Raw genomic sequence first — 12460 nt, forward strand, 5'->3', positions numbered from 1 at the left:
AATAAAATTTGCTATTCTCTAAGAATCCTTATCTTTATAATCTAAATCAAAGGAACTTAAACATTGTAGATATGTTAGAAAACAACGAAGAGAAAGTAGAAAAGCCAATCACAGAAGAGCAATCAAAGGTTAGTAGGGAAACTGAAAATGCAGTTAATGAAGTTGAAAATGAAGTAGCCAATGAATCTGAAAAAGCAGATGAAAAGCACGAAATACCTATGCTTGATTATGCTTCGATGGAGCTAGAAAAATTGGTAGATGAATTAAAAAAATTACTAAAAAGCCATCCAATTCAACAATTAAAATCAAATGTAGATGCTATTAAAACAGCGTTTAACTCAAAGTTTGGGGCTTTATTAGCAAAGAAAAAAGAGGCATTTTTGGCAGATGGAGGAAATTCTATAGATTTTCAATTCTCTAGTCCAACAAAAACAGAATACAATAAGTTATTAGGTGAATATAAATCCAAGCGTGATGCTTACTATTCTCAATTAGAAAAACAATTAAAAGAAAACTTAGAGAGACGAAATAATTTAATTGAAGAGTTAAAGACTTTAATTAAAGATGCTGACCCAAAAACGATGTATAATGATTTTCAAGAAATTCAAAATCGTTGGAAAAGTGTTGGAGCTGTGCCTAAAACAAAGTATAATGATACCTGGAGAACATATCATCATCATGTAGAACGTTTTTACGATTTACTACATTTAAATAAAGACTTTAGAGAGTTAGATTTTAAACATAACCTTGAAGAAAAACTACGACTAATTGAAAGAGCAGAAGCTTTAAATGATGTAGAAGACGTTAATGTAGCTTTTAAAGAGTTACAAGAATTACATCGTATGTGGAAAGAAGATGTAGGACCTGTGTCAAGAGAACATAGAGAAGATGTTTGGGGAAGGTTTAGTGAAGCAACTAAAAAAATTCATGACAGACGTCATCAGCATTACAGAGAATTAAAGTCAAAGCATCAAGAAATGATTGATGCAAAACTAGCTGTTGCAGCAGAAATAAATGCGTACGATACATCAAGCAATAAAACACACAACGACTGGCAAAAAAGTATTGTAGAAATAGAAAAACTACGAAAAAAATACTTTGACATAGGAAAATTACCTTACAGTAAGAGTGAAGCTGTTTGGCAAGAGTTTAAAGCAGCAACTAAAAAGTTTAACTCAGCTAAAAATGCATTTTACAAGCATGAAAAAAGTGCACAAAACGAGAACTTAAGAAAGAAAATGGAATTGGTAGAGCTTGCAGAAAGCTTAAAAAATAGTGAAGACTGGAGTGAAACTACCAATACTATGAAGCGTATTCAAGCAGATTGGAAAAAAATAGGGCATGTGCCTAGAAAATTTTCTGACGATATCTGGAAAAAATTCAAAAATGCTTGTAATTACTATTTTGATAGATTACACGCTCATAAGAATGAAGAAAATAAAGAACAATTAGTAGTAGTAGAGGCTAAGAAAGAATTTGTAGAGCAAATTAAAGTTGCTGAAATTTCTACCGAAGAAGATGTAGAAAAAGCCTTAGTAGATTGGAGAGCACTAGGAGCATTGCCAAGAAATGCACGTTATTTGGATGAAAAATTCAACAAAGCAATGGATGCACATCTCGATAAATTGGATATGAGCAGAATTGATATTGAAATGATGAAGTTTAAAGGCGTTGTAGATACATATTTAGCACAAGAAGACTATAGAAAATTAGATAGTGAACAGTTCTTTATTAGAAAAAAAATAGATGAAACTGTACGAGAAATGCAACAGTTAGAAAACAATTTAAGCTTTATTTCAAACGCTACAGAAGATAATCCTTTAGTACAAAATGTACGTAAAGGAATCCAAGAATTTAAAGACCAGTTAGATCTTTGGCAAGAAAAACTAGACTACTTAAAAAGATTAGATTATTAAAAACAATATAATAATCATTAAAAACTCGAGCCTTTTAAGGTTCGAGTTTTTTATTTGTTTTTTTAGTAAGTTGTTTGGCTACTTTGAGTTCAAAATTTGATAGAATGGTAATAATAAAGACTTCAACGATAATATAAATCCATCCTAAGTTAGTAATAGTTTTTCTATGAAGAAATGCTACTCCAATAGAAAGACAGCAATATAGTAGGTTTACAACTGCAATTCCTTTTAAAAAACATCTAAGATTATTGTGGTTTTTTCGGTAACAGTAAAAATCATACATAGTAAAGATCAAAGGAAAAACAGTTAGAAAATACAGACTAGAAGGAGGAATTCCTATGGTGCTTTCAAACTTTACTAACACAACACCCAGTAAAAAAGCAGATAAAAAAGCTCCAAAACCATCTATTAAAAACAACTTTTTAGGGTTTAGGATAACGTTTTTTAAAAGCTTTTTAATCATGAAAAAGATAAAATACAGTTGCTTTATAGAGGTTTTGAGTTTACATAAAAGTTTTTGTCAACCTCAATTGAGTCTCCTTTAATAGTTTTTGTTTGCCAATTATCAGAAGGTTTTAGTAATTCATCTTTTCCATCAACAGTTACTTTTATAGGCATATTAAAACCTCCAACAACATTATTCCAACGATATTTTAAGGTGTTGTTTTCAATAGTATACTCCAGCTCTGGAATCTTCACTGTACGTAAATATTGATCGAATACTTTACTTAAATCAATACCAGATTTTTCAATCATGTACTTTTCGATTTCTTGAGTAGTTACTGTTTTATGATAAAAATCAGCATTCAAACCACGTAAAATTTGACGCCATTTTTCATCATTATTAACTAGTTGACGAATTGTATGAAGCATATTAGCCCCTTTATAATACATGTCTCCAGAACCTTCATCATTAACATTATAATTTCCAATTATAGGAATATCATTTTGAATAGAACTTCGTGTTCCTATAACATATTCAGCAGAAGCTTTTTTACCATAGTAATAATCTAAAAATAAGTTTTCAGAGTAAGCTGTAAAGCTTTCGTGAATCCACATATCAGCAATATCTACATTGGTAATATTATTAGCAAACCATTCATGACCAGCTTCGTGAATAATAATAAAGTCGAATTTTAGTCCCCAACCAGTTCCAGATAAATCTCTACCTAAATACCCGTTTTTATATTGATTTCCATAGGTAACAGAACTTTGATGCTCCATTCCTAAATATGGAACTTCTACTAGTTTAAAGCCATCTTCATAAAAAGGATATTTACCAAACCAGTGTTCAAAAGCTTTCATCATCTTGGGAGCGTCTTTAAATTGCTTTTTGGCTTTTTTAAGATTGTCACGTAACACATAATAATTCATATCTAACGCTCCACCTTCACCTTGGTATTTTTCAGAAAAATGTACATAATCTCCAATGTTTACATTAACTCCGTAGTTGTTGATAGGATTATCAACAAACCAATGATAAGTAGTTGTATCGTCATTGTGTTTTTCAATATTACGTAAACGTCCATTAGAAACATCCATTAAATTTTTAGGTACACGAACACTAATTGCCATACTATCTACCTCATCATACATATGATCTTTATTTGGCCACCAAACACTAGCTCCTAACCCTTGACAAGAAGTAGCAACAAAGTGATTTCCATTACTGTCTTTTTTCCAAGAAAAACCACCATCCCAAGGAGCTCTAATCGCTTCTTTAGGTTTACCTTCATAATATACATCAACAGAGTTTACAGTTCCTTTCTTTTGAGGAGATTGTAGTTGAATAAAATGCGCATTTCCTTCAGAAATAACTTTTAGTTCTTTATTGTTTTGAGTTGCTTTGGTAATTTTTAAAGGAGGTTGTAAATCTATTTGTAAAACTTGATAAGGTTTTAAAACTTTATATTGTACAGTATTTTTTCCTTTAATAAACTTTTTGTCAGGATTAACGGTTACGTTAAGGTGATAATATGTTAAGTCCCACCAAGATCTTTCAGGCGTAATAGAACCACGTAAAGAATCTTGACGTGTAAACGTTTTATTTTTTGAAAATAAAGAGGTGCTTTTTTGAGCGGTTGAAGAAGAACATCCAGCAATTAAAATTGCTAAAGATGTCATAAAAACAGATAAAGAAAACGTTTTTTTATACATGGTATTTGTTCTTGTAAGATAAAATGCTAAGATAAGTTTTAAAGTTTTTTTATTGAAGCTAACTTTAAGATATTTGCTTAAAATAAGAACAATGTCAAAAACAGTTTTCATTACAGGAGCTTCTTCAGGAATAGGAAAATCAATAGCTACCTATTTACACGATAAAGGGTTTAAAGTTTACGGAACAAGTAGAAATCCACAAAAAGTAACTACTCCATTTCAAATGGTAGTATTAGATGTAACTGACCAAGAATCAATAAAGAAAGCTGTAGAAGAAGTAATCACTGCTGAAGGAAAGATTGATGTGTTGATAAACAATGCAGGAAAAGGAATTACTGGTCCAATTGAGGATACACCTACACAAGAAATGAAAGATAATTTTAATACAAATTTTTTTGGGGTAATTGATGTTGTTAAAGAAGTGTTGCCTCATATGAGAAAACAGCAACTGGGAACGATTATTAACACAACTTCAATAGCAGGATACATGGGGTTACCTTTTAGAGGAATTTATTCTGCAAGTAAAGGGGCGTTAGAGTTGGTAACAGAAGCGTTAAGTATGGAGGTGAAAAGTTTCGGTATTAAGGTTGTTAATGTAGCTCCAGGAGATTTTGCTACGAATATTGCTGCAGGAAGGTATCATACACCTGTTTTTGAAAACTCTGCTTACAAAGAAAAATATGCTGAAAACTTAGCATTGATGGATGCTCATGTTGATTCTGGTGCAGATCCAATACTAATGGCAGAAGCAATCTATAAAATCATAGAAAACAAGAACCCAAAAATTCACTATAAAGTTGGTGGATTTATGGAGAAATTTTCAATTATATTAAAAAGAATTTTGCCTGATAAAATTTATGAAAAATTACTAATGAATCATTATAAATTGTAAATTCGCAGAAGATTAGTAATTAAAGAAAAATCAAGGTATAAAACATTGTTTTATATGTTGTTTTTATAGAGAGTTGAACTTGCAAAACTCAAGAATTAGAACACAACTACATAATAAATATACAGATGAAATTTTTTATTGATACAGCTAACTTAGATCAAATAAGAGAAGCACAAGCTTTAGGTATTTTAGACGGGGTAACAACAAATCCATCGTTAATGGCTAAAGAAGGAATAACAGGAGAGGGGAATATTATCAATCATTACAAAGCAATTTGTCAAATTGTAGAAGGAGATGTTTCTGCTGAGGTAATTTCTACTGATTTTGATGGTATGGTAAAGGAAGGAGAAGCGTTAGCTGCTTTAAATCCTCAAATAGTAGTGAAACTACCTATGATTAAAGATGGAATAAAAGCGTGTAAATATTTTTCTGATAAAGGAATTAAAACCAATGTAACTTTAGTGTTTTCAGCTGGTCAAGCATTGTTAGCAGCAAAAGCAGGAGCAACATATGTATCGCCATTTATTGGTCGCTTAGATGATATTTCTACAGATGGTTTAAATCTAATAGCTGAAATTCGTCAGATATTTGATAATTATGTGTTTGATACTGAGATTTTAGCAGCATCTGTACGTCATACAATGCATGTGATTGATTGTGCTAAAATTGGGGCTGATGTTATGACAGGGCCTTTAAGTGCAATTGAAGGATTGTTAAAACACCCTTTAACAGATATTGGTTTAGCAAAATTTTTAGCAGATTATAAAAAAGGAAACTAACCAACGAAGTTGGCTTTAGTATTTTGTCATTCCCGCGAAAGCGGGAATCTCATTTTTTAAAAGATATGTACCCAAAAAAAGAACTCGCACAATTAGTAGTTTCAGCATGCAATCAATTTAATATTGATACTGTTGTAATTTCTCCAGGCTCTCGTAATGCCCCACTTACTGTAGGGTTTTCAAACCATCCAGAAATAGAAACATTAAGTGTGGTAGATGAGCGTTGTGCTGCCTTTTTTGCTATGGGAATAGCACAACAAAAGCAAAAACCTGTTGCCATTGTATGTTCGTCAGGTTCTGCTTTGTTGAATTATTATCCTGCGATAGCAGAAGCTTTTTATAGCAATATTCCGCTAGTTGTAATTTCAGCAGACAGACCCAAGCACCTGATTGATATTGGTGATGGACAAACCATTCGTCAAGAGAATGTGTTTGAGAACCATATTTTGTTCTCAGCTAATTTGATTGAAGAAGAAAGTCAGTTAAAAAATAATATCAGTTTATTAATTGAGGCATTACAAACTTCAATCACTCAAAAAGGACCAGTTCATATAAATGTTCCATTTGATGAACCTTTATATGAAACACTTGAAAAATCAGATTCGGTCATTGCGAACAAAGTGAAGCAATCTTTTGAAAAGATGAATGTCATTTCGAGCGCAGTCGAGAAATCTTTTGATTTAGAAAAAATAGCTTCTATTTGGAACTCTTCAGTCAAAAAAATGATTTTAGTAGGAAGTCATTTTCCTGATGTTGAGCTTCAAAAAATATTGAATGTATATGCAGAAGATACTTCTGTTTTAGTGTTAACAGAAACTACCTCAAATATATACAATCCTAAGTTTATCAATAACATAGATAAATTAATATCTAAGTTAACTAAAGAAGAATATAAAGAGTTGCAACCTGAAGTATTACTAACTTTAGGAGGAATGGTAATTTCTAAAAGAATTAAACAGTTTTTACGAAAATTACAGCCAAAACATCACTGGCATGTTGATGAGTTAAAGGCGATGGATACGTATCACTGTTTGTCAGAATTTTTACAAGTAAAACCTGTAACCTTGTTAACAAGTCTTTCTAAGGAAAAGAAAAATGTTGAAAGTAATTATCAACAAACATGGTTACAAGAAAAAGAACAAAGAGCTGTAAAACACGAAGAGTATTTGAAAGATTGCGAATATTCAGATTTAAAATCTTTTGAAGTTATTTTAGAAAGTATCCCAGATAACTCGCAAGTACAAATAAGTAACAGCTCAATTATTCGATACTCACAATTGTTTGATGTAAATTCTACGCTAAAAGTATTTTGTAATCGAGGAACAAGCGGGATTGATGGAAGTACAAGTACAGCTGTAGGAGCAGCATATGCCTCAAAAAATCAAACAATATTTATAACAGGAGATTTAAGTTTCTTTTACGACAGCAATGCATTGTGGAACACAAATATTCCGAAGAATTTTAGAATTATTATTTTAAACAATGCAGGAGGTGGTATTTTTAGATATATCCCGGGGCCATTAACAACAAATGCTACGGAGTACTTTGAAACACCGCATGATTTAACTGCTGAGCATTTATCAAAAATGTATGGTTTTGAATATGTTCAAATAAAAGACTTAAAGAGCTTGCAAAATAGTTTGATTTCGTTTTATGAAGAATCGGATCAGCCAAAAATAATGGAGGTTTTTACTCCAAAAGAAATAAATGACGTAGTTTTAAAAAACTATTTTAAAAACTTATAAGATGGAATTAAAAGAAGGTGATAAGGTAGATTTAGTAATTGGTGTTCAAACCGCTTTAGGTTATTCAGTGTTAATTAACGAAGCATATGAAGGCTTATTGTATAACAATGAAGTTTTTAGTGATGTAGAAGAAGGAATGCGAACAATAGGTTATATTAAAAAGATACGTGAAGATGAAAAAATTGATGTATCACTACGACCGCAAGGATTTAAAAACGTAATTGATTCAGATATTGATATAATCTTAAAAAAGCTAGAAGAAAAAGGCTTTTTATTGTTAACAGATAAAAGCTCTCCTGAATCAATTAAATTTCACTTGCAGATGAGTAAAAAAGCATTCAAGAGAGCTATTGGCAGCTTGTATAAGAGTAAAAAAATAGAATTACAAGAAGACAGAATAGTGTTAAAATAAACTATTCTTGTCCTTCTTCTTCTTCAATAATTTCCTCGTCATTATTTTTAATTTCTTCTTTCTTTTTACTTCCCATTAAATCGTTTACACGTTTAATGTTTTCGTAAAAAGCATTTGCATTAGGATCAGAAGGATCCATTTTTCCATAAGCAGCTTTGTAGTAAAAATCTGCTTTTTCGTAGTCTTTTCCAAGTTCATGGTATTTACCTATATAAAAATCACCCATATGAGAATCAGGGTATTTTATCATTACAAAATCCCCTAAAACTCTCAAGTAATCACCATCTTGTCTGTCAATTACAATATCTTCAATAACAAAAATGTCATCTAAACGAACATTTAAGTTAGAACCGTATAGATACTGAATATCTAGATATTTTTTTTCCACATACTTAATTGCATCTAAAGGAGCCAAATCTTTAACATTAGCTTCGTACTCTTCTTTAGTAATTTTAGAATATAAGCTAAACATTTGTGTAAAAGCTCTAGGAATAGTTTCTCCAATTATAGCTAAATAGCTTGGAGAAGAATCAAATTCATCAAAAACAACATTAAAGTTTTTAGCTTCATAGGATGTTAATAACGTTTTAATATCACTAAATCGATTATATTGATTAGTGTCAATGTACTTTTTGTTATTACTTGTATATAAGAAGTAAGTGTTATCTATAGAACCCAGTCTGTTAAGAGAATAAGACTCCATAATAGCTGGAGCAAACTTAGGAAAATCAGGAGTGATACAGATATAAGAATTAAAAATAGGTTTTTCATCTTTTAAGTAGTGAGTAATAAAATTAGCAGCTTTTCCTTCACCTACAATTGTCATAAAAGGAGAAGTTCTAAAGTTTCCTTCCATAAAAGGAATTAACTCATATTTAATAAAATTAAAAAAATGTACCCCTGAACTGGTTAAGGAATTATTAGAAGGTATTATAGAAATATCTTTTCCATAAGTGTTTTTCATATCAATACCTACTACAATTTGTCTGGGTGCTTTATCTACATTAGCATAAAGTTTAGCATTACCTACATATAAATCAAAAAGATACTCGTCACCTAAAACAATAGCTAGAGGATAATTAGTAGTTTCATCTACATCATAGCCTTTTGGAAGGTAGATTTTTACATTTCTATCTTTTTCTAATTCTTTTGAATTGATTTTTTGAGTAACAACTTTTTGAGAAAAAAGACTAATACTAATTAATAGGGTAAATAATAAATATACTTGTTTCATATTTAGGGGTAAATTATATCGTTCAAATATAGAAAAGAAAAATAAAGTTATTATGTTATTTTTGTACAACTAAATAACGACAATATTTTAAAATTATGATACAACCAGACTGGAAAGTTGCCAAAGAGTACGAAGATATTACCTATAAAAAGTCACACAACGTTGCAAGAATAGCATTTAATAGACCCAATGTACGTAATGCGTTTCGACCAAAAACTACTTCAGAGTTATTGGATGCGTTTCATGATGCACATGAAGATACGAATATAGGAGTGGTATTGTTGTCTGCTGAAGGGCCATCAACTAAAGATGGAGTTTGGAGTTTTTGTTCTGGAGGAGATCAAAATGCACGTGGACACCAAGGTTATGTTGGAGATGATGGTTACCACCGTTTGAATATTTTAGAAGTACAGCGTTTAATACGTTTTATGCCAAAAGCAGTAATATGCGTGGTTCCAGGTTGGGCTGTAGGTGGCGGACATAGTTTGCACGTAACTTGTGATTTAACTTTAGCGAGTAAAGAACATGCTATTTTTAAGCAAACTGATGCCGATGTTACTTCGTTTGACGCAGGTTATGGTTCAGCATATTTAGCTAAAATGGTGGGGCAAAAGAAGGCCCGTGAAATATTTTTCTTAGGAAGAAACTACTCAGCACAAGAAGCGTATGAAATGGGTATGGTAAATGCCGTAATTCCACATGATGAGCTAGAGCAAACAGCTTTTGATTGGGCACAAGAAATTTTAGCAAAATCACCAACTTCAATAAAAATGTTAAAGTTTGCAATGAACTTAACGGACGATGGAATGGTAGGGCAACAAGTATTTGCAGGAGAAGTAACTCGTTTAGCATATATGACGGATGAAGCTAAAGAAGGACGTGATGCGTTTTTAGAAAAACGTAAGCCAAACTTCCCTAAAACGTGGATACCATAACTGATTGATAATTTTAAGAATTATGAATTACGAGTTAGAGGTTTTTAATTCGTAATTCTAAAATCATAATTCGTACTTGAAGAAATGAAAATAATTTGTATAGGACGTAATTACGCAAAACACATAGAAGAGTTAGCAAATGAAACACCAGAAAACCCGGTAGTTTTCTTAAAACCAGATTCGGCTATTCTTCCTAAAAAAATGCCATTTTTTATTCCTCCGTTTTCAAATGATATCCATTATGAGGTTGAAGTATTGGTAAAAATTAATAAGGTTGGAAAACACATTTCTCCAAAATTTGCTCATAAATATTATGACACTGTAGGCTTAGGGATTGATTTTACTGCGCGTGATGTGCAAGCACAATGTAAAGAAAAAGGATTGCCTTGGGAAAAAGCAAAAGCTTTTGATGGTAGTGCTATAGTAGGAGAGTTTTTTCCGAAAGAAGATTTTGACTTAGAAAACTTGTCTTTTCAATTACAAAAGAACGATGAGGTTGTACAAGATGGAAATACCACTAGTATGTTGTGGAAAATTGATGAGTTGATTAGTTACGTGTCGCAATATTTCACGTTGAAAAAAGGAGATATTATCTTTACAGGAACACCAGCAGGAGTTGGAAAAGTGGCAGAAAATGACATTTTAACAGGAACTATTGAAGGAAAACAAGCTTTTCAAATTAAAGTAAAATAAAATATATCCCGCTTCGGCGGGATTCTTTTTTAGATATATACATGAATGCAGAAATCATTACGATAGGAGATGAAATTCTTATCGGACAAATTATAGATACCAATTCACAATGGATTGGTCAAGAACTTAATAAAATTGGAATTTCGGTATATCAAATCTCCTCAGTACAGGATGAAAAACAACATATTTTAAATGCGTTAAAAGAAGCAGAAAGTAGAGCAGATATTGTTATTGCTACAGGAGGATTGGGACCTACCAAAGACGATATCACTAAAAAAACAATTGCTGAATATTTTAAAGATGAAAAGATTGTTGAATACCCCGAAGTAATTGATAACATTAAATACCTATTCAAAAAAAATAATCATCCGTTCAACGAAATCCAGAAGTATCAAGCGCAGCTTCCTTCCAAAGCCACCTTATTAATGAATCGTTTAGGAACTGCACCAGGAATGTGGTTCTATGAAAATAATACTGTTTTTGTATCTCTTCCGGGAGTGCCATATGAAATGAAAGGATTAATGAAGTATCATGTATTGCCTAAGCTACGGTCTACTTTTAAATTGCCATTCATTTTACATAGGACAATTATGACGGTAGGTACAGGGGAAACAATTATTGCAGAAAGAATTTCTGATTGGGAAGAGAGTTTACCTAATTTTATAAAGCTAGCCTACTTACCATCTTATGGACGTGTTCGTTTACGTTTATCAGCTAAAGGAAAAGATAAAGAGGTATTAGTGAAAGAGATGGAAAAGCAAGTTGCAGCATTATATATGCTAATACCAGAAATTATCGTAGGAGATGATAATGAAACATCTTTAGAAAAAGAAGTGGGTAAACTGTTAAAAAAACATGGGAAAACTGTTGCTACAGCAGAAAGCTTAACAGGAGGGAAAATAGCGTCAACCATAGTTTCAGTTCCAGGAGCATCTTCATATTTTATGGGAGGATTCGTTACGTATACAGCAGCTTTAAAAGAACAACTACTCAATGTTTCTAAAGAAGTTATTGATAAATATACGGTAGTAAGTAAAGAAGTAGCTTTAGCAATGGCAAAAGGATGTTTGGAGAAGTTACAAACAGATTACGCGATAGCTGTAACAGGAAATGCAGGTCCAACAACCGATCATAATGATAAAAGTGTAGGATTGGTATATATTGGTATAGCAACTAAAAGTGGAGTAGATGTTTATGAGTTTAATTTTGGGGAGCCAAGAGAAAAGGTAATTAATAGAACGGTAACCAAATCTTTAGAACTTTTACAAGCTGCCATATTAAAATAAATTAGTATTTTTGCAGCCGTTACGCTTCCAAATAGGTTAGATGCTGAGCCTAGTTTTGAAAAGATTAAAATTAATTAAAATTTAATCGAGAATATTTTTGTGCAGTAAATTAAAATGCATAAATTTGCACCTCGTTTAGAAATAACACTAAAAACTGTCAAGAAGATGTCTAGAGTTTGTGAATTAACAGGAAAAAAAGCGATGGTAGGTAACAATGTATCTCACGCTTTAAATAGAACTAAAAGAAGATTTAACGCTAATTTAATGACTAAGCGTTTCTATATTCCAGAAGAAGATAAATGGGTAACTTTAAAAGTATCTGCTTCTGCATTAAAAAATATTAATAAAAAAGGAATCTCTGCGGTTATTAAAGAAGCTAGAGAAAAAGGTTTCTTAACTAAATAATTCCTT

12 protein-coding genes are annotated in these 12460 nt (G+C 31.5%); 9 read left to right on the top strand and 3 right to left on the bottom strand.

Features of this window, described 5'->3' with window-relative positions; genetic code table 11:
• Nucleotides 1–71: 71 nt before the first annotated feature.
• Nucleotides 72–1916, top strand: a complete 1845-nt coding sequence (locus tag ABHQ57_RS11610; RefSeq protein ID WP_167714102.1) for a DUF349 domain-containing protein — start codon at nucleotides 72–74, stop codon at nucleotides 1914–1916.
• A 34-nt stretch (nucleotides 1917–1950) separates the two neighbouring features.
• On the opposite strand, the gene ABHQ57_RS11615 is transcribed toward ABHQ57_RS11610, so the two are convergent.
• Complete coding sequence (locus ABHQ57_RS11615) at nucleotides 1951–2379, bottom strand: hypothetical protein (RefSeq protein ID WP_047790623.1); 429 nt, start codon at nucleotides 2377–2379, stop codon at nucleotides 1951–1953.
• Between the two features lie 23 nt (nucleotides 2380–2402).
• Entirely contained in the window at nucleotides 2403–4073 is a 1671-nt protein-coding gene (locus tag ABHQ57_RS11620; RefSeq protein ID WP_231128422.1) for a M1 family metallopeptidase, read from the bottom strand.
• Nucleotides 4074–4164: 91 nt separating this feature from the next.
• On the opposite strand from ABHQ57_RS11620, the gene ABHQ57_RS11625 reads away from it, so the two are divergent.
• The 4 genes from ABHQ57_RS11625 (at nucleotide 4165) to ABHQ57_RS11640 (ending at nucleotide 7901) form a co-directional block, all read left to right on the top strand.
• Nucleotides 4165–4965 (top strand): SDR family oxidoreductase, encoded by an 801-nt coding sequence (locus ABHQ57_RS11625; protein ID WP_167714101.1) that lies wholly within the window; start codon nucleotides 4165–4167, stop codon nucleotides 4963–4965.
• Nucleotides 4966–5090: 125 nt separating this feature from the next.
• Nucleotides 5091–5744, top strand: a complete 654-nt coding sequence (gene fsa, locus ABHQ57_RS11630; RefSeq protein WP_167714100.1) for a fructose-6-phosphate aldolase — start codon at nucleotides 5091–5093, stop codon at nucleotides 5742–5744.
• A 65-nt stretch (nucleotides 5745–5809) separates the two neighbouring features.
• Entirely contained in the window at nucleotides 5810–7489 is a 1680-nt protein-coding gene (menD, locus tag ABHQ57_RS11635; RefSeq protein WP_167714099.1) for a 2-succinyl-5-enolpyruvyl-6-hydroxy-3-cyclohexene-1-carboxylic-acid synthase, read from the top strand.
• Nucleotide 7490: 1 nt separating this feature from the next.
• On the top strand, nucleotides 7491–7901 hold the full coding sequence (locus tag ABHQ57_RS11640) for a DNA-binding protein (protein ID WP_073183399.1): 411 nt from the start codon (nucleotides 7491–7493) through the stop codon (nucleotides 7899–7901).
• A gap of 1 nt (nucleotide 7902) precedes the next feature.
• On the opposite strand, the gene ABHQ57_RS11645 is transcribed toward ABHQ57_RS11640, so the two are convergent.
• Complete coding sequence (locus ABHQ57_RS11645) at nucleotides 7903–9135, bottom strand: alpha/beta hydrolase-fold protein (RefSeq protein ID WP_167714098.1); 1233 nt, start codon at nucleotides 9133–9135, stop codon at nucleotides 7903–7905.
• A gap of 95 nt (nucleotides 9136–9230) precedes the next feature.
• Between ABHQ57_RS11645 and ABHQ57_RS11650 the strand changes: the two genes are divergently transcribed.
• From ABHQ57_RS11650 to rpmB, 4 genes are all read left to right on the top strand, one after another.
• On the top strand, nucleotides 9231–10070 hold the full coding sequence (locus ABHQ57_RS11650; protein WP_047790629.1) for a 1,4-dihydroxy-2-naphthoyl-CoA synthase: 840 nt from the start codon (nucleotides 9231–9233) through the stop codon (nucleotides 10068–10070).
• Nucleotides 10071–10154: 84 nt separating this feature from the next.
• A complete protein-coding gene (locus tag ABHQ57_RS11655; protein WP_073183394.1) occupies nucleotides 10155–10763 on the top strand; it encodes a fumarylacetoacetate hydrolase family protein in 609 nt (202 codons plus the stop codon).
• Nucleotides 10764–10804: 41 nt separating this feature from the next.
• Nucleotides 10805–12049 carry a competence/damage-inducible protein A gene (locus ABHQ57_RS11660; protein ID WP_073183392.1) on the top strand — a complete coding sequence of 415 codons (1245 nt, stop codon included), beginning with the start codon at nucleotides 10805–10807 and terminating at the stop codon, nucleotides 12047–12049.
• 165 nt (nucleotides 12050–12214) lie between these two features.
• Nucleotides 12215–12454, top strand: a complete 240-nt coding sequence (rpmB, locus tag ABHQ57_RS11665; protein WP_047790661.1) for a 50S ribosomal protein L28 — start codon at nucleotides 12215–12217, stop codon at nucleotides 12452–12454.
• Nucleotides 12455–12460 lie beyond the last annotated feature (6 nt).

The sequence above is a fragment of the Tenacibaculum sp. ZH5_bin.1 genome, from assembly GCF_042865525.1.
Classification (GTDB): domain Bacteria; phylum Bacteroidota; class Bacteroidia; order Flavobacteriales; family Flavobacteriaceae; genus Polaribacter; species Polaribacter mesophilus.

Coding starts and splice junctions, on each gene's coding strand:
- fsa (WP_167714100.1), top strand. CDS start 5,091: ATGAAATTTTTTATTGATACAGCTAACTTAGATCAAATAAGAGAAGCA.
- ABHQ57_RS11620 (WP_231128422.1), bottom strand. CDS start 4,073: ATGTATAAAAAAACGTTTTCTTTATCTGTTTTTATGACATCTTTAGCA.
- menD (WP_167714099.1), top strand. CDS start 5,810: ATGTACCCAAAAAAAGAACTCGCACAATTAGTAGTTTCAGCATGCAAT.
- ABHQ57_RS11660 (WP_073183392.1), top strand. CDS start 10,805: ATGAATGCAGAAATCATTACGATAGGAGATGAAATTCTTATCGGACAA.
- ABHQ57_RS11640 (WP_073183399.1), top strand. CDS start 7,491: ATGGAATTAAAAGAAGGTGATAAGGTAGATTTAGTAATTGGTGTTCAA.
- ABHQ57_RS11625 (WP_167714101.1), top strand. CDS start 4,165: ATGTCAAAAACAGTTTTCATTACAGGAGCTTCTTCAGGAATAGGAAAA.
- ABHQ57_RS11650 (WP_047790629.1), top strand. CDS start 9,231: ATGATACAACCAGACTGGAAAGTTGCCAAAGAGTACGAAGATATTACC.
- ABHQ57_RS11645 (WP_167714098.1), bottom strand. CDS start 9,135: ATGAAACAAGTATATTTATTATTTACCCTATTAATTAGTATTAGTCTT.
- ABHQ57_RS11610 (WP_167714102.1), top strand. CDS start 72: ATGTTAGAAAACAACGAAGAGAAAGTAGAAAAGCCAATCACAGAAGAG.
- rpmB (WP_047790661.1), top strand. CDS start 12,215: ATGTCTAGAGTTTGTGAATTAACAGGAAAAAAAGCGATGGTAGGTAAC.
- ABHQ57_RS11615 (WP_047790623.1), bottom strand. CDS start 2,379: ATGATTAAAAAGCTTTTAAAAAACGTTATCCTAAACCCTAAAAAGTTG.
- ABHQ57_RS11655 (WP_073183394.1), top strand. CDS start 10,155: ATGAAAATAATTTGTATAGGACGTAATTACGCAAAACACATAGAAGAG.